This is a genomic window from Candidatus Enterococcus leclercqii (assembly GCF_009933135.1).
In the GTDB taxonomy this organism is placed as follows: Bacteria; Bacillota; Bacilli; order Lactobacillales; family Enterococcaceae; genus Enterococcus_C; species Enterococcus_C leclercqii.
Window position 1 is genome coordinate 107678 of record NZ_MAEH01000017.1, and the last position, 21339, is coordinate 129016.

The 21339-nt window shown below is 44.6% G+C and carries 17 protein-coding genes and 1 riboswitch; of the genes, 4 read left to right on the forward strand and 13 right to left on the reverse strand.

Annotated features, from left to right (window positions below; genetic code table 11):
• The first annotated feature begins 90 nt into the window (after window positions 1–90).
• Window positions 91–693, forward strand: coding sequence for a YesL family protein (locus BAU14_RS11710; RefSeq protein ID WP_161900296.1), 603 nt, complete (start codon window positions 91–93; stop codon window positions 691–693).
• 12 nt (window positions 694–705) lie between these two features.
• Complete coding sequence (locus BAU14_RS11715) at window positions 706–2490, forward strand: sensor histidine kinase (RefSeq protein WP_161900297.1); 1785 nt, start codon at window positions 706–708, stop codon at window positions 2488–2490.
• Window positions 2491–2840: 350 nt separating this feature from the next.
• Here the strand turns inward: BAU14_RS11715 and BAU14_RS11720 are convergent, their stop codons facing one another.
• A complete protein-coding gene (locus BAU14_RS11720) occupies window positions 2841–4316 on the reverse strand; it encodes a glycoside hydrolase family 1 protein (protein WP_161900298.1) in 1476 nt (491 codons plus the stop codon).
• Between the two features lie 38 nt (window positions 4317–4354).
• Complete coding sequence (locus BAU14_RS11725) at window positions 4355–5869, reverse strand: glycoside hydrolase family 43 protein (RefSeq protein ID WP_161900299.1); 1515 nt, start codon at window positions 5867–5869, stop codon at window positions 4355–4357.
• Between the two features lie 544 nt (window positions 5870–6413).
• On the opposite strand from BAU14_RS11725, the gene BAU14_RS11730 reads away from it, so the two are divergent.
• On the forward strand, window positions 6414–7094 hold the full coding sequence (locus BAU14_RS11730) for a hypothetical protein (RefSeq protein WP_161900300.1): 681 nt from the start codon (window positions 6414–6416) through the stop codon (window positions 7092–7094).
• Window positions 7095–7253: 159 nt separating this feature from the next.
• On the opposite strand, the gene BAU14_RS11735 is transcribed toward BAU14_RS11730, so the two are convergent.
• From BAU14_RS11735 to BAU14_RS11760, 6 genes are all read right to left on the reverse strand, one after another.
• The gene (locus BAU14_RS11735; protein WP_161900301.1) at window positions 7254–8507 is read right to left on the reverse strand and encodes a peptidase U32 family protein; all 1254 of its coding nucleotides are present in this window, start codon (window positions 8505–8507) and stop codon (window positions 7254–7256) included.
• Window positions 8508–8648: 141 nt separating this feature from the next.
• Window positions 8649–9572 carry a peptidase U32 family protein gene (locus BAU14_RS11740; protein WP_161900302.1) on the reverse strand — a complete coding sequence of 308 codons (924 nt, stop codon included), beginning with the start codon at window positions 9570–9572 and terminating at the stop codon, window positions 8649–8651.
• Window positions 9573–9935: 363 nt separating this feature from the next.
• A complete protein-coding gene (locus BAU14_RS11745) occupies window positions 9936–10376 on the reverse strand; it encodes a hypothetical protein (RefSeq protein ID WP_161900303.1) in 441 nt (146 codons plus the stop codon).
• A 102-nt stretch (window positions 10377–10478) separates the two neighbouring features.
• On the reverse strand, window positions 10479–13025 hold the full coding sequence (locus BAU14_RS11750) for an ATP-dependent Clp protease ATP-binding subunit (protein WP_161900304.1): 2547 nt from the start codon (window positions 13023–13025) through the stop codon (window positions 10479–10481).
• 81 nt (window positions 13026–13106) lie between these two features.
• Window positions 13107–13568: a CtsR family transcriptional regulator gene (locus BAU14_RS11755; RefSeq protein WP_161900305.1), complete on the reverse strand. Its 462-nt coding sequence runs from the start codon at window positions 13566–13568 to the stop codon at window positions 13107–13109.
• 409 nt (window positions 13569–13977) lie between these two features.
• On the reverse strand, window positions 13978–14700 hold the full coding sequence (locus tag BAU14_RS11760) for a class A sortase (RefSeq protein WP_161900306.1): 723 nt from the start codon (window positions 14698–14700) through the stop codon (window positions 13978–13980).
• A gap of 287 nt (window positions 14701–14987) precedes the next feature.
• On the opposite strand from BAU14_RS11760, the gene BAU14_RS11765 reads away from it, so the two are divergent.
• Window positions 14988–15761 (forward strand): hypothetical protein, encoded by a 774-nt coding sequence (locus tag BAU14_RS11765; protein ID WP_161900307.1) that lies wholly within the window; start codon window positions 14988–14990, stop codon window positions 15759–15761.
• 63 nt (window positions 15762–15824) lie between these two features.
• Here BAU14_RS11765 and thiT read toward each other — a convergent pair whose 3' ends face one another.
• The 5 genes from thiT to BAU14_RS11790 all read right to left on the reverse strand — a co-directional run bounded on the left by thiT (window position 15825) and on the right by BAU14_RS11790 (window position 21148).
• On the reverse strand, window positions 15825–16409 hold the full coding sequence (gene thiT / locus BAU14_RS11770; protein WP_161900308.1) for an energy-coupled thiamine transporter ThiT: 585 nt from the start codon (window positions 16407–16409) through the stop codon (window positions 15825–15827).
• Between the two features lie 63 nt (window positions 16410–16472).
• Window positions 16473–16574: riboswitch (TPP riboswitch) on the reverse strand.
• Between the two features lie 104 nt (window positions 16575–16678).
• Complete coding sequence (locus BAU14_RS11775) at window positions 16679–16966, reverse strand: iron-sulfur cluster repair di-iron protein, ric (RefSeq protein ID WP_161900309.1); 288 nt, start codon at window positions 16964–16966, stop codon at window positions 16679–16681.
• 182 nt (window positions 16967–17148) lie between these two features.
• Window positions 17149–18120 carry a ribose-phosphate diphosphokinase gene (locus tag BAU14_RS11780; RefSeq protein ID WP_161900310.1) on the reverse strand — a complete coding sequence of 324 codons (972 nt, stop codon included), beginning with the start codon at window positions 18118–18120 and terminating at the stop codon, window positions 17149–17151.
• Window positions 18121–18735: 615 nt separating this feature from the next.
• Entirely contained in the window at window positions 18736–20112 is a 1377-nt protein-coding gene (gene glmU, locus BAU14_RS11785) for a bifunctional UDP-N-acetylglucosamine diphosphorylase/glucosamine-1-phosphate N-acetyltransferase GlmU (RefSeq protein WP_161900311.1), read from the reverse strand.
• 307 nt (window positions 20113–20419) lie between these two features.
• Complete coding sequence (locus BAU14_RS11790; RefSeq protein WP_161900312.1) at window positions 20420–21148, reverse strand: hypothetical protein; 729 nt, start codon at window positions 21146–21148, stop codon at window positions 20420–20422.
• Window positions 21149–21339: the final 191 nt, after the last annotated feature.

Below are 21339 nucleotides of genomic sequence, written 5' to 3' on the forward strand. Positions count from 1 at the left end.
AAAGATGCTACAATGAGTTAGACGAAATGATAGCTCCCCAGCGCAAAAAAACGCCTGTGAAAACCTACATTCAGAAGGAAGATGATTTTAATGAGATTTAATGAAAACGGCACCATCTATAAAGTTACTACGGTCACTACGCAATTCATTGGATTGAACCTGTTATACCTGATTACCTGTCTGCCAGTAATTACTATCGGTGCTGCCACCACTGCCTTATTTGATGTAACGATGCACTACGCGGACGGTGAAAAAGGCTACTTGATTAAAGACTATCTCATCAGTTTGAAACGCAATTGGCGGCAGAGCACCCGGATTTTCTTACTAATTTTGCTTCCGATATTACTTTTGGGCTTTAGCGGTTTCTTCTGGTTTGCTTTCAAAAACATCCTCGGAACAGTGGCCGGCATGATTGCCATGGCACTGATTGCTGTGTTGCTCAGCACCTTTATGATTGCATCTGCACTAGTGGCTCGTTATGAAAATTCTACAAAACAGACCTTACAAAATGCCCTGCTTTTGACAATAGCTCATCCTTTAAAAGCATTGTGCATACTATTAATCCCTGTTACCGTCGGGTGTTTGGCTATCTTGACACCTTCATTGAAATTTTTGCTCTTGCTGCTGGGCTTTTCCTTTTCAGCCTACAGCGGTGCCTTTCTACTGTTGAATATCTTCTCAAATCATAAATAGGATGGTGGTCTTATGGCAAAATGGTCTCTATTGAAGACACTGTCACGATTTTCGATTCGCAAACAGCTCTTCATCGTTTATATTCCTATCATTTTTCTATCTACCCTCTTTATTGGTGGCAATTTGGTCTACGACTCCACATTGCAATTGCGGGAGAGCTACCAAAATCTAGCCATTACTGATTCATTGCGGGTACGTTCCATCATCTTTGAGGCCACCAAGAATCTCTCGAATATTGCCCAACTGATGTCGACAGATACTGACTTGAGAAAATTGTTGGAAAACCATTATCAGAATGAAGACGAAGCGTTAAATGCAATCAATAACTATCAATACATCGATCGGACGCTTTCCCAAGATACGTCTATTTATCAATTACGCGTCTATACCAGCAACCAGACAATTCCCGACTATAAATATTTTCGAAAAATTGATAAGGCGGCATCTGACAGCAGTTGGGTCAAAACCGCTATGAAGCGTCCGGATGTCTTCTGGCAAACAGCACCCGTCGACGGCGATACGACCCAATTGAACTTATTAACGTTGTACAAACGCCTGCCTTTGCCCTTAAGCAGTGAATATGCCATTTTGGAATTGAAGCTGGACTATAATTTTCTCCGGAATAGAATCAATAATTCTGCCTATGAAGATCAGCTGTTCTTAAATGGCGATCCGCTTTTTTACAGCGACACGCTCCCTGACTTGGGAACTGCTGCAATCATGCCTTATGAAGGTTCCGTCAATGAAAACTATACTGCTTTCGTCGATACGGATGATCACAAACGAGTCCTAGTCGCCTCTACTACGCTGTCTCTGGGAAATGATACTGATCGACTCTACATCTATTCCATCGATTATGACGCCTCAAAAAACCTGGCAAATAACTTATTGAAATGGTCCAGCGTTTTAATTTTGGTGTTATTGACCACTTTGCTTTTAATCATGCTATTTGCTAATTTCTTTGCGGCTCGAGTCAGCCGCCTCCAGCAAGCGGTTTACCATGCCTCTCAGGAAGACTATGATTTCTTTGGCAATATCGCTGGTGAAGATGAGATCTCCAAAATTTCATTGGACTTCCATACGATTATTCAGCGTATCAAAGCAAACGAAGAGGCAATTTTCCAAGCTCAATTAAAAGAACAGGAATTTTTAAATCAGCAGCAGCAAATGGAATACAATGTATTGGCCAGTCAAATCAATCCGCATTTTTTATTCAACACGTTAGAGACGATTCGTATGACTGCCCTGAAAAATCAAGATCGAGAAGCAGCGGACTCCATCAAGCTACTTTCAAAATCTATGCGCTATACCTTGGACAATGAAGGTCGTAAGATTACCACTTTAGGCGCTGAATTACAGGCAATCGAAATCTATACACGGATTCAAAAAATGCGCTTCGGGGACCGGGTCAATTTAGAAACAGCCGTTGAAGAAGGAATCGACGCAGACCATCTGCAAATTCTCCCTCTCTTGATTCAACCTCTGATAGAAAATGCGATTACCCACGGCTTGGAAAAACTAACCCGCCCTGGACTGATTCTTCTAACTGTCAGCCGTAACAATGATATTCTGCGAATTGAGGTCGAAGACAATGGTGTCGGAATTTCGCCTGAGGAGCTTGATGCACTAAGAAAGCGAATCGCCGATAACGATTTGGAAGACAGCCACAGTATCGGTCTGCGAAATGTCAACAACCGAATCCGAATGTATTACGGCAGACATTGTGGATTGACAATCACCAGCGAACTAGGAGTCGGAACTACAATCACACTTTTTTTGAAACCCCCTCACATGTAGAAAAAATCGTGTTCAATCACGGTTACTCACCAAAGAATACTGCAACTAAAAAAAGGAAAATACAGGTCTGTAAGACAGCACATTTTCAATTGAAGGAACGTTACCCTATGTATAAAGAAAAGTGAATGACGCTGACTTAGCTTGATGGAATCAAGATTTTTCAGCGTTTGAAATCTTCAAAATAAAAAACAAGTCACTTCTTTTTAATGGAAGTGGCTTGTCTTTTGCCTGTGACTCATGCTCATGCTTAGTAATAATCACTTTGAAAGCAGGTGACACGACGATTGTCACAGCCTTCCTTTCGATTTTTCCGATTTCTTATTTTTAGGAGCGTTCATTGTGCTGACTACTTAAACGTTCTCTACCAATGAAACCCCATTTGTCGCAATGACTTGTTGATACCAATAAAAGCTGTCTTTTTTGATACGGGTAAGCTGACCTTCTTCTTGTTCATTTCGATCGACATATACAAAGCCATAACGTTTCTTATAACCATTCAGCCAGCTGAGTAAATCCGTATAGGACCAGGCGCAATAGCCCAATATTTCCACACCGTCTGTCACTGCTTTTTGCAGTTCTAACAGGTGTGCCCGCAAATATTCAACGCGATAAGCATCATGGATTTTTCCGTCTTCTGTCAATTCATCAACAGCCCCCAGACCATTTTCTGTAATAAACAGCGGCAAATCATAACGAGATTGCAACCTGCGAAGTGCGACACGAAACCCTACTGGATCGATCTCCCACCCCCATGCCGTTTTTTCTAAATAAGGATTCGCAACACCATTAAACATCGGAACTTCTGGTGACTGGGCTTGGTCATCTTTAGGCTGCATCAAGTATGGATCCGTCTCTGAAAACTCCTTTTCCTCATCAGAAGGCGCAGCGATACGATTGGTTTTAACCGTTCCCCCATGATAATAATTTACCCCTAAAAAATCCGGTCGGGCCGCTGCATCTTCCAGCAGGCTACGATCCTCAGGTAAAATTTCCGGAGCCAGCCCCAATTCGGTCAACTGCTTGACTAAAAAGCGCGGATATTTACCCGTGCAGTATACAGAAAGCCACCACTCATTGTTGAAGGCTTCCGCATTTTCAGCCGCTAATACATCGTTGGGATCAGCCGTAAGAGGATAAATCGGACCATAACCAAAACTGGGACCAATCATACCCTCGGGAACCAACTGATGAAACAGTTTTATCGCCTTGGCATTTGCCAAGTTGACAATATGATTGGCCGCATACATTCGTTTCAGGTCAGTCACTGCTGGGGGATGGGCGGCCCAACGGTAACCTAGCGGAATGAAAACATTCTGTTCGTTCATTGTCACCCAGTACTTGACCTTTTTCCCCAGCCGTTCATAGAGAACCCGACAATACGTTTCAAATGCATCTGCTGTTTTCCGTGATTCCCAGCCTCCATAACGATCTTGTAATGCTTGCGGTAGATCCCAGTGAAACAAGGTCAAAACTGGTTCCACACCGTTTGCAAGCAATTCGTCTACCAACGCTTCATAAAAGGCCAAACCAGCTTCGTTAACTTCTCCTTCTCCATCTGGAAGTACCCGACTCCAAGCCACACTGAAACGATAAGCTTTCATGCCCATCTCTTTCATCAAAGCGACATCTTCTTTGTAGCGATGGTAGTGATCCACTGCAACATCCCCGTTAGTCCCTTCAAAGGTCTTGCCGGGAATTTTAGCGAAATGATCCCAAATGGAAGGCCCTTTTCCATCTTCATTCCAGGCCCCTTCCACTTGATAGGCTGCCGATGCCGCTCCCCAGAGAAAGTCTTTAGGGAAACCATCTAATTGTTGATGATACATAACTCAGTCTCCTTATCTTGCGTTTTTGTATGCTGCTGTCAACGACTTCGGTACGTAAATTTTCTACAATAGACGGTACCGACGTCAGAACCTTTTTTGCGAGCGAACAAGCCGATATATGGGCCGGTGAAAATGCCACTGGTCTCTGTTGTCAAATAATGAATAGCTATTTCTGTCAGCTTCTGCCAAACACCTTGATCATCTTGTGCTTCAAAAAACGCGACCTTCTCATCGCCGCTGACTCGTAAGAAAAGCTCACTCCTTGTACTTACAAAAAACTTCTGATTATTTGAAAAAGGTCCTAGCTGAAATTCTCCCCTTATCTGGTAGCCGTCACTTTTTTTGTAAACACTCAAATCATAGCGATGTGTGGAATTCAAAAATAAGCTTATCCCAAAAGCGCCTCCTATTTTGACTCCATGACCAGCAAAAACCGCTTCTGCTTCAAATGGCAAATGCTGTAATCGATGGCCGAGCCAGATTTCTTCATCCTTTGCTGAATCCTCTGCATCGAGGCGTAGCGCCAAGCCTTTTTTAGTGAGCGCCAGTTGTTTGGTACGTGGCCGAAACAGGGTATTCCATTGTGGCCGTAGCGTACTTTCTGAAAAATCATCACAAAAAACAGAAGGCACCGTTGCAAAAGTCTCGATTTCCGTATTTCCCGGTAATGGTCCTTCCATCACAGGTAAAACAGCCCCATTTGCACCGATTTTTGGCCAATCTTCTGTCCAATCAACAGGAGCTAAAAATGTTTCCCGTCCCAATAAATGACGCTTGGGAAATTCCGGTAACGGCCGAATCCCCAAGCAGACTGCCCACCAGTTATTATTTTCATCCTTCAGCAAATCTGCATGACCAATGCCTTGAATTGTATGAGGCAAACTGCGATTTGTCAGCAATGGATTATCTGGACAAGCTTCATAAGGGCCGGTGATTTCTCGACTACGGGCCATCGTAACCATATGTCCGTATCCCGTCCCGCCCTCAGCAATCAGTAAATAGTACCAGTTATTTTTAAAATAGATATGGGGCCCCTCCGGATCAGCGCCGCCAGTCCCCCGCCAAATATCCATCCGTGGACCATGACTACCGTCTGACAGATTTATCTGGCAAAGATAGATTCCCTGGTCTGCACCGCAATACCAAGCTTGTCCCTCCTTATCTTGCAGTAAGCTGGGATCGATGCCTGGTAAATCCAACCAGATAGGATCCGACCAGCTTCCGTGAGGATCCTCCGCCCAGACAAAGAAATTGCCGGCGCCACGATCTTTTGTCCCAACATTTGTACAAACAACATAATAACGTCCATCAATTCGACGAATCGTCGGGGCATAAATTCCCAGTGCGTTAGGAACCTGGTCTGTAAAGGTCATCTGGGTTTGTCTGGTTATGCAATGACCGATGGGCTGCCAATTCACTAAATCATAGCTTTCAAAAATTGGGATTCCCGGAAAGTACTCAAAGGAACTAGTAACCAAATAATAGCGATCTTCCCCCTGACAGATACTGGGATCAGGATGAAAACCAGGTAATACAGGATTGTGATATTTCATGTAAGCGCCTCCTATTCCAAGTTCAGAATAGCATATTGGCTACTTGAATCAGACTGACAAAACAGACATCTCTACCTCTCAAAATAGACATTTCTTGTTCAGTTTTTCTGATATTCTACTTACTCTTCCAAAATCTCAGCTACAGACTCATACCTTATAGCTTCCAGCGATATTTCTGTGATAGTTCTATTGCTTATGTAAACCACCGTGAAAAGGCGGTGTGACGTGCTTTTTATTTCCGATCTCCGAAGCATGCGAGCTATAAGCAAATGGTTGGGAATTATGACAGCAACTATTTTTAAGTAATAGTTGGCAAATATTTCATCATATAAGTAAGAAAATATATGTTAACAAACGATCCATTTAAAAAGATAGCTTCGTCAGAAAAAACCTCAGTTGAGTTCCGAAATTTGCCCCTCTTATTTCGACGGGAAATAGCCCTCTCTAGTGTATAATTGTATGTGAATGTAGCTTCGCAAAATAACCTAGCAGCTCGAGCTTCAAATTTGACCCTAACTGTCCTTCAAAAAAGGAGCCGCCACTTATGAAAAAAAGAGTGTTTTTAGTTCTTTCTGCTGTTGCTTTTAGTATAGCTGCCTTTTTTTATCATCAATACGATAGTCCTCAGCAAGTGTCGACAGACTCAAATTCTTCATCACAATCCCAACCGGCTGATCCTTTACCCGCAGATTGGGTCAAAGTTCATCAGTCCTCAGCCGAATTAATAAATGATTCAGAGATAATTGTACGCGGACATGTCACAGCATCATCACCTGAGTTGCGGCACGACGTCGTTTTTACTATGCAAACGATTGAAATTACACAATTTTATGGAATTTCTACAATCGGAAAAAAAGTTATGCACTCCCTTGATAAGGAAAATCCCACCATTGAACTGCTGCAAACTGGAGGGGTGTTTGACTCGATAGCTACCGCTCCCTTTGCAGAAGCGGCGTTGCTGGCGGAGAACAAGGAATACATTTTCTTTCTCCACTCCACCGAAGAGGGACATTATTTACCTTCAGGTAGTTTTCAAGGTATCGCTGAAATTAAGAACCAGTCACTTAGATTTAGCAAGGAAAGTGCCCCTATCTTTCCCGAGCTGGAAAATCAATCCGTTACTGCACTCTTAGATACAATCAGTGGGCTTCCGGAGGTGTCATCGACATTCCAATTTAATTTTCAGCATGAAAGTCCTGTCGAATTCCTTGCTCATTTGGATTAGCCTATTTGTTCTGACATCCACCACTAAAATTACCAAATTCAGTTAAAGCTTACTGTTAAAAGCGTACAACTGCTAATGTGCGTTTTTCTTTGCAATTTTTTATGGGGCAAAAGTACACTGCAAAAAAAACGGTCGAATCATTGATCCGACCGTTTTTCACTATTCCTTCTTTTTACGAATCATGTCACCGACAGCTACTGGTTGGGCTACCGGCATGGTTAGGAGCATCATAGGATTAGGTGCCCGATCGATAGATTCGCCGTCTTCGTTGTACATGACCGATACGCTTTGGTGGAAATGATGGAAGCCGGGACCATAAAATTCGATCTCATCTCCCACTGAAAAATGATTACGCTGACGGACAGTTGCCATTTTTGTCTGTGGGTCATAAGCCATCACTTCGCCGATAAATGTATACTGAGGAATCTTGCGGCGGGCACCAAACAACTGATCTTCATCAGATGGAGTACCGTAATAAAAGCCGGAAGACAGCTCTCGTTGGGCTACTTTCCACAATTCATCGATCCATTCTTGTTTGCAGACCCAATTTTCAGGATCTTCCATATAACTATCTACCGCTGCTTTGTAGACATTGGCTACGGTAGACACGTAATGGATGGACTTCATTCGTCCCTCAATCTTGAAACTATCCACCCCGTTTTCAATTAAATCAGGAATGTGTTGGATCATGGACATATCTACTGCACTCATACTAAAAGGTTCAGTCACTTGCCCTTGGTCCAACAAACTCTGATGAGCTTCTGTTCCAAATGGCATATCAAACAAATCGTATTTCCAACGGCAAGACTGGGAACAACCGCCACGATTGGCGTCCCGCATCGACATATGATTGGATAACACACAACGACCGGAATAAGAAATACACATAGCCCCGTGGATAAAGGCTTCAATCTCAACATCGGTATTTTCCCGGATTGCAGCTACTTCCTCCATCGACACTTCCCGCGCCAAGACAACTCGTTCCAGCCCTTCTTCTTTCCAAAATTCCAATGTCTGCCAGTTCGTGGCTGAAGCCTGCGTCGATAAGTGAACGGGCAGTCCCGGTGCTTCTGTCACGCAAATTTCAATCAGGGCGGGATCGGACACAATCACCGCCGAGATGCCGACATCCCGCAATTCCCGAAAGAATTCGCCGGCCCCTTCTTGATTGCCTTCGTGGGTAACCATGTTGGCAGCTACATAAACTTTTGCTCCATGTTCTTTAGCAAAAGCGACCCCCTCTGCCATTTGTTCATAGCTGAAATTGCCGGCGCGGCTACGTAAGCCGTAAGCATTTCCGCCGATATAAACTGCATCCGCTCCGTAATGGATCGCGGTTTTTAATTTTTCTAACGTTCCTGCCGGTGCCAAGATTTCCGGACGTTTCAACGTTTTTGTACTAGTGGTTGCCATCGTTTTTTCTCCTTTATTTCAGTGAAACCAAGTCATAGGATTTCTGCCAAATAGCGTGGCGCCCTATTTCAACTGCCGCCTTTACCTGTAGTGATCGCCTGAGTTTCCCGCAGTTTTTTATGCTGCGAAGTTTTGTGGGCATTAGCGGATTTTTTTAGGATCCACATAGAAAAACCCAGTATCCAGGCCCCGCTTTTTCGGATGCAAGACTGCCAGTTGCGCTTGCAAATCAACTGCTGCTGTTTCTGTAAACGCTCCTGCTTCAATCAGATTGCGGGCTTTTACGAAGACTGTCGCTGCCGCTGCGAAATTTTCTCCCGGTGCAAAGATGCCATCCAGCTTCCAAGTGGTAAAACCAGCCTGCGCCAAAGCCCCCGTCTCTTTCACCAGACACACATCATTAGTAGCAAAAATATGGGTGCCATGACTGTCTTCGTAGATCGAATAGTGGGTATTCTCATCTTGTGGATCGGATAAAAACAGGCCCCGCTTTTTGTCGGCGTCTTCTTCTTGTTTGGTAAAACGATAATAGTTTTCCAAAAGAGGCCGCTTGGATTGATGGATACAAGTTGCACCATAGACCAACACTTCCGTAGGGATCTGCAATTGCGGCGCCATTTCCTTCATCTCTTCAAAGGGAACTTCCCGGGCCAAGACAGCCCCCACTGCTCCTTTTTGCGCCCAGAAATTGATTTGGCGGGCACTGGTCACCAGCGTTTCTGCATCGTAAACATAGGGCAATGCCAATTCTGGATTTTTCTTCATTATATAGACGATTCCGGGATCACCGATAATGATTCGATCCACACCGATTTCTTTTAAAAATGCCAAGTATTCCGGAACTAGCTTCATTTTTTCTGGATGCATGATGCCGTTCACCGCTACCGCCGCTGTCTTTTCAGCTTGATGAATCAACGCGGTTAGTGCCGCCTGTTCTTCTCGGGAAAAATCCGTCGGCAACCGCAACCCAAAAGTCTCTTCACCAAAAACCAACGTATCCACCCCGGCAGCGAGTAGCTGTTTAGCCTGTTGCAATGATTCGCATGTTGCAATGATCTCGATCATTTCGTGTCTCCTTTATGTCAATGTCTGCAGAGACTCACCATCCCGCTGACAATTAGATAACGTGCTTTTTTCAACCAGACTATCGTATCACAACTCCTAGCCAAAAAACAGTCAGGGAGTTCTCTGAATCTAGTAGTCATCGTGACTCAAAATAGCACAAAAAAGCTTCCGCTGTCAGCAGCAGAAGCCGTTTTTTAAACAATTTACAAGCAGTCGCAAAAGTCCCGCTGTTCGAAAAAGGTAATGACTAGTAATTGTCGGCCTAACTCCAAAATAATTTGACGGAACATTACTTGCCACTTCATTTGTTTGAATTAGCGAGATGACCAGACTTTATCGCAACCTTGTAAAGCTCGTTAGTTTTTAGTAGCGGGCTTTGATCAGTCGCCACGGGGTGCCGCTAGTCATTTCCGTTGCTTGCTGCAGAGCCGCTACGGCCGTTTCTGAAGCCGTAGTTACTACCAAGGAAGCAAAACCTTGTTGCCAGTCATAGACTAAGTCATTCAACGTCGTCTTTTGCTCGCAGCAAGGGGTCGTCACCGATAAATCATAAAACCCCTGCGCCCGGGCATAGATGCGCTCCATTTCCTTATGCCACCACATCGGCGCAAGCTCACTGTTACAAAATGGACAGTGGATGGTATGAAATTCCGCTCCCGCATCCACAAATTGGACCCGCTCAGTTTCCGTGAAGGTGGCATCAGGTGCTGCTTCTGCCACTGCCTGTTGGAGTTGGGCTGTCTGCGCTTCCGTCAATTCCAAAAAAGGATCTTGCGGAATCAGTTTGTAGACCAAATCAGACATGATTATTCCTCCTGTACCATTACTTTTTGTTAGTATAACACAATTAAAAAACTGCCTGCCGAGAAGATTTTCGACAGACAGCCTGTATTTCTCACACGAGTCTTAAACCTTTGTCAATGCCTTGCCTTTGTTGCCATTTTCTGGAATCTGAGGCGCGGTTTCTTTGACATTCAGAGTGATTTTACCTTTTTTAGCGCCAATGGTCACTTGATCTCCCAAATGAATTTGGCCGCTGAGCAGCGCTTCACTCAGGCGATCTTCGACTTCTTTTTGCAGGGCACGGCGGATGGGCCGAGCACCGTACTCAGGATCAAAGCCGGCTTTACCGATGACATCATAAGCCGCCGGAGTGATTTTCAAGCGAATGTCTTGTTCTGCCAGACGTTTGATGATGGCTTTACTCATAATTTTGACGATTTCATGAATCTCACTTTCATTCAATGAGCGGAAGACGACTGTTTCGTCGATCCGGTTCAAAAACTCTGGTCGGAAGGCTTTTTTCAGCTCTTCTAAGATTCGTTTTTGCATTTTATTATGGTCTTTAGTGATGTCAGTGACGTTAAAGCCGACATTTTTTTCTTCCCGAATCTGAGTGGCACCGATATTGGAGGTCATAATTAGGATCGTGTTGCGGAAATCGACTTTCCGGCCTTTCGAGTCCGTCAAATGCCCGTCATCCAGTACCTGCAACAGGATATTGAAGACATCCGGATGGGCTTTTTCCACTTCATCAAGCAGGATAACCGAATAAGGCTTGCTGCGAATCTTTTCAGTAAGTTGTCCGCCTTCTTCATACCCCACGTAACCCGGAGGTGAACCAATCAAACGGCTGGTGCTGTATTTTTCCATGAACTCGGACATGTCCACGCGAATCAAAGCATCTTCAGAACCAAACATTGCTTCAGCCAATGTCTTAGCCAACTCTGTCTTCCCAACCCCAGTTGGTCCTAAGAACATAAAGGAACCAATCGGACGGTCTGGATCTTTCAATCCACTGCGGGCACGGCGGATGGCTCGGGCTACAGCAGTCACTGCTTCATCCTGTCCAACCACCCGCTGATGCAAGAGACTCTCCAATTCCAGCAGTCGTTCGGATTCTTTTTTCTCCATTTGTTGCAGCGGCACCCCAGTCCATTGGGAAACCACCGTTGCAACATCTTCTGCGGTTACCTGATTAGCATAACCGGTTGCTTCTTTGGTTTCAGTGATTGCAACTTCCGCCAGGCGTTGGCTCAGCTTCTTCTCTTTTTGCCGCAGTCGGGCTGCCAGCTCAAAATCTTGGTCTTGAATCGCAGTTTCTTTTTCATGCATCAGTTGCGCAATTTCTTCTCGTAGGCACGCCAGTTCGGTGGGCTCATCGGCTCGATCCAAGCGAACTTTTGCAGCTGATTCATCCATCAAGTCGATGGCTTTATCCGGCAGCTGACGGGAATTGATATAGCGTACAGACAGCTGGACTGCTGCACTTAATGCATCGTCCGTGATTTCCACGCCGTGATGGTCTTCGTAACGCGGGCGCAATCCCCGCAAGATTTCGATGGCTTCTTCAGCCGTTGGTTCGTCTACTTGCACCCGGGCAAAGCGGCGTTCCAATGCTGAATCCTTTTCAATATATTTTTGGTATTCATCCAATGTCGTCGCACCAATGGTCTGCAGTTCCCCACGAGCCAGCGCTGGTTTCAAAATGTTAGACGCATCAATCGCTCCTTCTGCGCCACCAGCGCCAATCAGAGTATGCAGTTCATCGATGAAGAGGATGATTTGACCGTCGTTGTAAATTTCGTCAATGACTTTTTTCATGCGGTCTTCAAATTCCCCACGATACTTGGTGCCGGCCACCAATGCTCCCATGTCCAACATCATCAAACGTTTTTCCAACATGTCTTCTGGAACCTCGCCATTGACGATTCGCTGTGCCAAGCCTTCTGCAATGGCAGTTTTACCTACACCGGGTTCCCCCACAAGAACCGGATTGTTCTTGGTCCGGCGACTTAGAATCTGAATCAGGCGTTTGACTTCCTTCGTCCGGCCGACTACTGGATCTAACCGATCTTCACGGGCCAATTTCGTCAAGTCACGGGCCAGATTATCCAATGTCGGTGTCCCTTGTTGGGTACCAGACTGCCGTTGTGCTTGCTGACCTTGTTGCGGTGCAGCGTTTTGTCGCCGCCGACCCATGCCGTTATTGTTGCCGGTCTTCGGTTCATTGAGACCCATTTTTTTCTTCAATAGTTGACGCATTTTAGCCAAACTCATACCCAAATTGATCATGATACGAGAAGCTAGGATTTCATCATCTCGCAACAGGCCCAAAAGCAGGTGCTCGGTGCCGATTTGCGGAGCACCCAGACGCTTGGCTTCATCACCGGCATAAGCAAAGATTTGCTTGGCCCGTGGTGAGTATGGCAGATAGACGCCTGCCGGATAACTTTTCACGGTGCCATAACCGGTCAGATGTTCAATCTCTTCTCGAATATCGTTTTCCGTAATGCTCATTTCCCGCAATGTTTTACCGGCAATTCCGTTTTGTTCAATCATCAATGCCAACAGCAGATGTTCTGATCCCACTGACTGGTGTTTGAAGGTTTTTGCTTCTTCTTGTGCGATAGCCAATACTGCTTTGGCTCGTTCTGTGAACAATTCGTTCATACAATCACTTCCTATCCCGCTTCATCAAAAGTGAAGCGTCCCCCTTATTCGTCGTACCCTTATTCCTGAAACAATCAGACACTACTTCTCATAGCTCAGCCGTTCCAACAAGGCATGCATCAGACTCGCCCGGATTCTGTTGGCATCCGGATAGACAGCCAATGTTGTTTTTGCCATCGTCGCCAGCAAAAGATTGCCTTCGTTTTTGGTCAATAGCTTTTCTTCATATAATTTTTGAACAATCGCCAATGCATCTTTTTCCGTTAAGCGATCGGCAAACAGCTCATCCACTTGCTCAAGAAAGCGATGCTTGTCGGAAATCTTTACCTTTTCAATTCGGATATAACCGCCGCCGCCTCGTTTGCTGGCAACTGCATAGCCCCGTTGAATGGTAAAGCGGGTGTTGATGACATAGTTAATCTGAGACGGTACGCAATTAAACAATTCCGCCATTTCCGTCCTTCTAATTTCAATTATCTCACTATCTTCCAGAATTTTCTTCAGATAGGCCTCGATCAGATCGGAAGTATTATGATGACTCATACGCCCATTTCCCTCCCTTTATTGAATGTGCTGAAGCGGCCATAGTCAACAGGTCCTTAGCGGCTGTTATCCGTACTTCTAAGTACTTCTAAGCTCTAAAAACAGACGGACATTTAGACAATTTTTAGTTTTCTTCATTTCCCCGATTCTTGATAAATCGGCAGCAGCAAAACCTGCAAGCCTTTTTGACTAATACTGACCTTAATTATACCGGAGTTACCGAAATAATTAAAGGCAGACGAATGTTCAGTTATGGAATGTTAAGGAATAACAAAAATTTGTGCTTGTCTCTTTAGATTATTGAGTTAATTTCGATCAAACCTCACAAATCATTATAGTTAAATACAGAAAACCGCCGTCAGTCTATCCGAGCTATCACTGCGGCAGACTGGCGACGATTTTTTCAGTTTTAATAATGTTTCGCTTCAATCCCAAAAGCGGACTTGAGTTCATTAGAAGCTTCTTTTATCGGCGTTACTGACTGCAGCTCACCTTGAACGACAATCCGATTTTTACCACCAATCGCGTCACAGGTGATCAATGTAATCAATTTTTTCCCCGGAACCTCATCGATATATTGCGTATCAGTCGGCACTACTTTGATATTCAATGTCGCCTTATACGTATAGATATTTTCCAGATCCGTCAGATAAATCGGATCTCCAATCTTAGTCTGATCCAACGGTTCAAACAGATACCCTTTATCGTACGCTCGATGACTCGCCAAAGAATAATTTCCCTGCCCCATCACCTGCTCTTCAAACATGGTCCCGGCTCCCCACAGCAGCGCTTCATTGGATAACCCTTTAAAAATTGGCAAATTAATTCCAACAGCGGGCAATGCCACTCCGCCGATGACCGGCAACTCACGATTTTGCCATTGCGCTTTGAAAACAGCCTCCGAACTGGCCGGAACCACCGCATCAAAGTCAAAAGTAGCCGGTTTCTCTTCATTGGCTACGATCTCTTCTCTTGAAAGCTTCGAGACAGCAAATTTTTCAGTGTTGCGATCCATCAAAAAGTTTTTAATCTGATTGTTAAACACCAAAACCAAGCCCGCCACCAACAACAGCAGCAAGAACAGATTAATAAGTCCATTGCGAACCCGGTGCTTTTTTTTCTTCGTTGCCATCAGCCTCGTCCCCATCTTCATTTTCTAAATTGATTTTACCACAGATTGGTCCAGTTGGGTTAATCATCAATTTTGGTCAAAGTGGCCAATGTGTCCGCCACCGCTTGCTTGAAAAAGGAGGGCGCACTTGATAAAATAATGTGAAAATTTCATTATTCATTACAATTAGTGGCAGCAAATCACAAAAATCGGCACGTTCTGTAATAAAACTTTAAAGTAAACGAAACACCATAAAATCAGGCTTTGTTGTATGATAGTAGTATCGGGGAAAAGAGGGGGGTTCTGCCATGGCAAAAATGGTCTATGTACATATTGATACTACCAGCAACGCTGCTTTGTCACGGGGAATCAGTCCTGTGGAGTTCTACCATGGCATCGTTCACCAACCCAAAAATCTGTTGCTTTTGGACCCATCCTCCGACTATGGCGAGTTTGAAGCTCACACTGGTATGAAAGTTTTACGCGGCAATGAATCCGTCAAACAATATTTTGACGAGATTGCCCGTAACCGCATCAGCGAGGACATCAAATGGATTGACTTCAACGACAGTGCCATGATTAAGGAACTGACTCCGTTGGAAATCAGTGAATTGTTGTACTTCGGTCACACGAAGACCCATCTGCACTCGCCATTTTTTTACAAACTGCAAAACAATTTCGTTTATTTTGATCTGAAGGATGACCTTTCTCGTGTCTATTATCGTTACTTGGATGAATATTATCGAATCTTAGCTGACAAATTGACGCGCCTAGTGCTGGAAAAAATCAACGATCGCAAGTCTTTTTTCCGCAAATCAACTCCGGTAGACAAACTGGACGTCACCCTTTTGCGAGAATTGAAACCTCTTTTTCAAGAGGGTGTGATTTTCTGCTTTCAATCTTCCCGCTTGGAAGGTCGGGACTACAAGATTCCCATCTATCTCGTGGAAGACGGTGGTTTGCGCAAGGAAAATCCTTTAGGTAAAGACGAGTTGCTAGTGGCCTACTTGATCTACAGTCAAGAAAAACGGCAGTGGCTGGTGGCATACGAAGACAAAGATTTCCTGTTTTTGTCGAAATAAAAAATGTTTTCTCCTGACGCGAGAAAACATTTTTTTATTTTATTCAGTTGTAGGTCGCCTTGATTATTTTACCGGTTGCTGCAGCCGGGCATCTTTGGGCAGAAACAGTTGTGGCGCCATTTGGTAAATCAATAATACAGCTACCATCGTGGCTGCAGCTGTTAACAATCCGCTTGCGCCATTCATCACCAACGAATAAAGGACTGGTGACATCCCCCACTGGGCATACGCACCCCAGAACATCACGCCCGCAATAAAATGCCAGAAGTAGCGAGCTGCCGCGCCGGCAAATGTGCCTTGAATTACTGCAATCCGCGCCTGCTTGTCATTTCCCGCTTGGATGGCCTGATGCAACTTGACTGCTGTCACTCCGGCAAACCCGGCAAAAGCAAAAGCAATCGGATACTCGATCAACACTTGACTGACTGCCAAATAATAGACCTTCCCTACCGGAAAATGCAGCAGTCCCCAGATTGCTGCTGCAAAAAGCCCCGGCTTCCAGCCCCGTCTCAAGGCATAGACGGTGATTGGGATTTGCCCCAACGAGATACTCAAGCTTGGCCCGAAATCGAGGGGAATAAACGACAACACCATAGCCATCGCTGCGATAATCGTTCCTTCCACCCACACACGCAAATTTTTGTTCATAAAAAAACCTCTCCTTCATAGATTACAGAACAGTCACAATCTACAAAGGAGAAGTAATATCTACTTCCAACTCGTCACAATTCCTACGCTCGCATTATCGAGACAGGTACAGAGGGTTTAGAGTTCACTCATTCTCAGCCGCTAACGGCTCCCCTTTGTGATCGTGTTCTATATCCAGTTATTTTGGTACGGCTTCATCATAGCACATTTTAAAAAAAAGAAAAGAGTTTGGTCTTTTTTTTCAGGTGGCACAACCTAACATTGAGTGCTCACTCCTGTGACAAGTAGTCGGCTTGGGCCAACCAGTCATACGTCGCCTTAAATGTTGGGCAAACATCTGCCGGTATTTCGTAGTTTTTGGTTACTTGCCGTAATTTTTCAAAAATTGGTTGCAAAGCTGCCGGCTCACTAGACTTTCTCAGCACTTCCAATTCATCGTACAGCTTTTTAACCTCAAAAACTTCTGGATGGTGGGCACCATGGGCTCTGGTAATAGCTGTTGTATAACTTGTCAGCTCCTCTTTGTGGTCTTCCAAAAAATCTTGTACCTTTGTCATCTTACTTCCTCCTCGAGTGATTTTTTCAACACGAGTGTATCGAAAATCAGCCGAAAAAAAATTGATAGCCATCAAGAAGTACGGCGCAACAAAAGATTTTTTTGACCGCTTGTCAACTTCTCTATTTGCGAAAAAAACCGCCACCAGACTTTTCAGAGGTGACGGTTTTTTTATGCGTAAACTTATTTCATATTGGTTTCAAACAAAGGGCTGACCGGTTTGTTTTCATGAATCCGTTTGATTGCTTCACCCATCAAGGCACCCACGGAAATTTCATCAATCTTGTCGATCTTGCGGTCTTCCGGCAGATTGATAGAGTCGGTCACTACGCAGCGTTCGATGGCGGAGTCTTGAATCCGCTGCATTGCTGGGCCGGACAATACCGGGTGCGTACAAGAAGCATACACACTTTTAGCACCGGCTTGTTTCAAGGCATTGGCTGCTAAAGTAATGGTCCCTGCTGTATCAATCATGTCATCAATCAGGACACAAGTCTTGCCTTCAACGTGTCCAATGATATTCATCACTTCAGCCACGTTGGCTTTTGGTCGGCGTTTGTCAATGATGGCGATTGGAGATTTCAAAAATTCTGCCAATTTACGGGCACGAGTTACCCCGCCATGGTCAGGAGATACCACGACAACATCGTCACCTTGGATTCCTTTATCGAGGAAATAGTTGGCAATCAATGGTGCACCCATCAAATGATCTACTGGGATATCAAAGAATCCTTGGATCTGGGACGCATGCAGGTCCAGACACACCAACCGGTTAGCCCCGGCTTTTTCAATCATGTTGGCTACCAATTTAGCTGTGATTGGTTCCCGAGAGCGCGCTTTACGGTCTTGGCGAGCATAGCCATAATAAGGCATCACCACATTGATCGTTTTCGCACTGGCGCGTTTCAAAGCATCGATCATAATCAGCAATTCCATCAGATTGTCATTGACCGGACTAGATGTGGATTGGATCACATAGACGTGAGCCCCGCGAATACTCTCTTCGATGTTGACTTGGATCTCGCCGTCAGAAAACTGGTTAACAGAACATTTTCCCAGCTCGACACCGACAGCTTCTGCGATTTTTTCGGCAAGGGGACGATTGGAATTCAAGGCAAAAATCTTCAATCTTGGATCAAAATAATGGTTAGACATGGTTTCCTCCGCTTTCTTTCCTGCATGATGGGGCAGTGACATCGGACTCGACTCCAATAACGCTCTCCACCAAATCCCAGGACACTTTTTGCAAGACGTCTGTTTTCTTGGAAATTCCGCAAATAAATGAAGAAAACAGAAGCGAGCCCTCTGATTGGCGGACAGATTCGGGGATCAGCAGTTGGTCACAGCCGAAAAAGACTTGTCAAAATCCGTGTTGCTTCCTAGTAAATAGTAGTCATTTTCATGAAATAAATCAAGTGTTTTCGTGCACTCTGTGAAACAGCTTAGAAGAAATCCAGACCGCCAATTTTGCCCGCTTCCCAGAACAGATACGATAACGTTTCACAAAAGAACCCGTCACAACAGCTCTTCTCCAAAGCGGCGGCTATCTGTAAGACTTCAACAAAGCCCTCCTGACAGTCGCAAAAAAGATCGGCTTCACAAAGCGGAGTTTGATTCGATGATCGGCAAAAAAACTGAAGGTCCCTATCCTGCACAGCAAGCTCGCAGATCAAACCAAAATCTGTGAGCCGCCAGTGCTACGATTGGGCACCTTCAGTTTTTTAACACTTACATTTTTATCTTTCGTCCCTGTCAGTAAGCTTTTAAAAACTATCCTTGAAAGAAAGGAAAGTTCTTAGCAAAATCTGCTTTATTTTCCTGACGAGCGCGGGCGATTCCCATCGCGCCTTCCGGAACATCTTTGTTAATCGTTGAACCAGCCGCAATCACGGTATTGGCCGCAATCGTTACCGGAGCAATCAAGTTGGCATTTGAACCCACAAAACTGTGGTCGCCCACGGTGGTGTGGTGCTTGTTTTTGCCGTCGTAATTGACAAAGACGACTCCACAGCCAACATTGATATCTTTACCCAGCGTCGCATCCCCGACATAGGTCAGATGACCGACTTTGGAACCTTCACCGATCACCGCTTTTTTGACTTCCACAAAGTTGCCAATATGGGCTTTCGGGCCAATCTCAGCTTGCGGGCGCAGGTGAGCATAAGGACCGACATCCGCACCGCTATGCACGATACTCTCTTCAATGACCGAAGATTTAATAACAACATCATCTTCTATCACAGAATCCACGAGTTGAGAATTGGCAGTAATCAGACAGTTTTCGCCGATCACCGTTGCCCCTTTCAGATAAACACCCGGTTCAATAACTGTTTCAGCACCGATTTGTACGCCGTCATCCACATAGGTCGCTTTTGGATCGATAAAGCTGACACCATTAACCATATGTTGATGATTGATGCGCCCTCTCATAATTTCGTTTGCTTTGGCCAATGCCACCCGGTCGTTGACCCCCAGCGATTCATCGAAGTCTTCGGTCATGTAAGCAGCGACATTTTTTCCTTCATTTTTGAGAATCTCGATGATATCTGTCAGGTAATATTCTCCTTGAGCATTGTCAGTATCCAACTTACCCAGAGCATCAAACAACAGCTCATTGTCAAAGCAATACGTACCGGTATTGATTTCTTGAATGCGGGCTTCTTCTATCGTTGCATCTTTTTGCTCCACAATCTTCTCTACAATCCCAACATGGTCTCGTAAAATTCGGCCATAGCCAGTGGGATCATCAGCTTTAGCAGTCAAGATTGTCGCACTGGCATTTTTCCCTTGATGGTATTCAAATAGGTTTTGCAAGGTCGTTGAAGTCAACAGCGGCGTATCTCCAGAGATTACCAACGTCGTCCCCTTTTTACCTTTCAAAAATGACTCTGCCTGTAAAACTGCATGACCTGTCCCTAATTGCTCCGCCTGCAGTGCATACTCCGTCCGATCTCCCAACTGCTCTTTCACCTTATCGGCACCGTGACCGACGATTGTAATGATTTCAGTAGGCTCCGTCTCTTCCACCCGATTGATGATATGCTCCACCATGGGCTTGCCACAAACAGGATGAAGCACCTTGTATAATTTTGATTTCATGCGGGTCCCTTTCCCCGCTGCTAAAATGATCGCATAGCGTTCTGTCATGATTTTCCTCCAGCATTACGTCGATTCCTTCGTGGTGTTTTTTCTATTCTGATCCATGAACTGGATAAAACACTCTCCAAAATGACTATTTGAATGATCTATGCTTTAGTTTAGCCTACCTGATAGTGGTTTTCAACATCGGAAATATAGACCAATGACAGACCACTGGCACTTTTTTTAAGAGAATAAGCTGCCTTACCCATTTCTTTAGCAAAGGCAATTCCCTTCCAACACCAGCACCAGCTCTGAAAGTAAAGGGCTTAACGCGTCAGCCTTTCTCTAATACCAATGCAAAATCCCAAGGCTCTCATAATGCCTGCTTGGCTGCAGCAAACCACTGCGAAAAAGCCGGTGACAAATAACAAGCCGAACCTTCTAGTAAAATGCTGGAACCTTGATAACCAGCCACAGTAATTTTTTTTCGTAGATTAAAGATTAAACTACGAATATCTCCTTGCAGCTCGCTATTTCTCTTATTATTTGAAAAAGTCACGGATACTTCTTCAAACGGCAATAGCTTTCCTTTGGTGGCAAAAATCTGTTCCAGCAAAAGGAGCTCTTCTGTACTCAAACTTTCTTCTAACCGTTTAAAAAACCAATGCACATCATAAAAAGCAACCGCCGTACTTCCTATGTCTGTCGGAGATTTTTTACTGAAACAAGCAATGGCTCCTGTCTGCAAATGAGCCGGTGGTAACTGTTGCAACGCCAAGTCGGAATCCGCTTCCAAATATGCGGTGATTTGCTGCGTCCAGGTATCCTGCATCGGCAATTCATGGACGAAACGATAAACAAGTGTCTGGGCACTGGTTCCTTTTCTAACTGCCCATGCTACTTCCTGAGCCTCTCTATCTGCTAACTGTTCGCTCACCAAAATAATCTGAAAAAAATCAAAAAAGCCTGGTAATTCTTTTCCCTCCAAAATCTGTTTCAAGACTCTTTCCGAACAAAATACCTCATACCCTCTAGACTGCAGCTCTGCTTGTCTTTTTTTCTCCTGAACGCAGTCTTTTGTGATCAGCAAGATTCGCTTCATGACCAACCCCTCATTTCTTCTAGACAGCCCTCATTCTGACCGCCCTATTCTTTGACACTTTCACCAATATTATGTACTTTTATTCCGCTATCTTTTAACTTTCGCAATTTTTTTATCCACTGTCAAGACATACATTGAATAACTTCTATAAGTATATAAAAAAACACACTTCTCAAGTGTAAGATCTGAAA

Bases quoted from the DNA above. Each gene is read 5' to 3' on its own strand.
- thiT (WP_161900308.1), bottom strand. From the start codon at position 16,409: ATGAACAAAAATTTGCGTGTGTGGGTGGAAGGAACGATTATCGCAGCG.
- BAU14_RS11760 (WP_161900306.1), bottom strand. From the start codon at position 14,700: ATGGCAACGAAGAAAAAAAAGCACCGGGTTCGCAATGGACTTATTAAT.
- BAU14_RS11750 (WP_161900304.1), bottom strand. From the start codon at position 13,025: ATGAACGAATTGTTCACAGAACGAGCCAAAGCAGTATTGGCTATCGCA.
- BAU14_RS11735 (WP_161900301.1), bottom strand. From the start codon at position 8,507: ATGGCAACCACTAGTACAAAAACGTTGAAACGTCCGGAAATCTTGGCA.
- glmU (WP_161900311.1), bottom strand. From the start codon at position 20,112: ATGACAGAACGCTATGCGATCATTTTAGCAGCGGGGAAAGGGACCCGC.
- BAU14_RS11745 (WP_161900303.1), bottom strand. From the start codon at position 10,376: ATGTCTGATTTGGTCTACAAACTGATTCCGCAAGATCCTTTTTTGGAA.
- BAU14_RS11755 (WP_161900305.1), bottom strand. From the start codon at position 13,568: ATGAGTCATCATAATACTTCCGATCTGATCGAGGCCTATCTGAAGAAA.
- BAU14_RS11765 (WP_161900307.1), top strand. From the start codon at position 14,988: ATGGCAAAAATGGTCTATGTACATATTGATACTACCAGCAACGCTGCT.
- BAU14_RS11720 (WP_161900298.1), bottom strand. From the start codon at position 4,316: ATGTATCATCAACAATTAGATGGTTTCCCTAAAGACTTTCTCTGGGGA.
- BAU14_RS11725 (WP_161900299.1), bottom strand. From the start codon at position 5,869: ATGAAATATCACAATCCTGTATTACCTGGTTTTCATCCTGATCCCAGT.
- BAU14_RS11775 (WP_161900309.1), bottom strand. From the start codon at position 16,966: ATGACAAAGGTACAAGATTTTTTGGAAGACCACAAAGAGGAGCTGACA.
- BAU14_RS11730 (WP_161900300.1), top strand. From the start codon at position 6,414: ATGAAAAAAAGAGTGTTTTTAGTTCTTTCTGCTGTTGCTTTTAGTATA.
- BAU14_RS11790 (WP_161900312.1), bottom strand. From the start codon at position 21,148: ATGAAGCGAATCTTGCTGATCACAAAAGACTGCGTTCAGGAGAAAAAA.
- BAU14_RS11715 (WP_161900297.1), top strand. From the start codon at position 706: ATGGCAAAATGGTCTCTATTGAAGACACTGTCACGATTTTCGATTCGC.
- BAU14_RS11780 (WP_161900310.1), bottom strand. From the start codon at position 18,120: ATGTCTAACCATTATTTTGATCCAAGATTGAAGATTTTTGCCTTGAAT.
- BAU14_RS11740 (WP_161900302.1), bottom strand. From the start codon at position 9,572: ATGATCGAGATCATTGCAACATGCGAATCATTGCAACAGGCTAAACAG.
- BAU14_RS11710 (WP_161900296.1), top strand. From the start codon at position 91: ATGAGATTTAATGAAAACGGCACCATCTATAAAGTTACTACGGTCACT.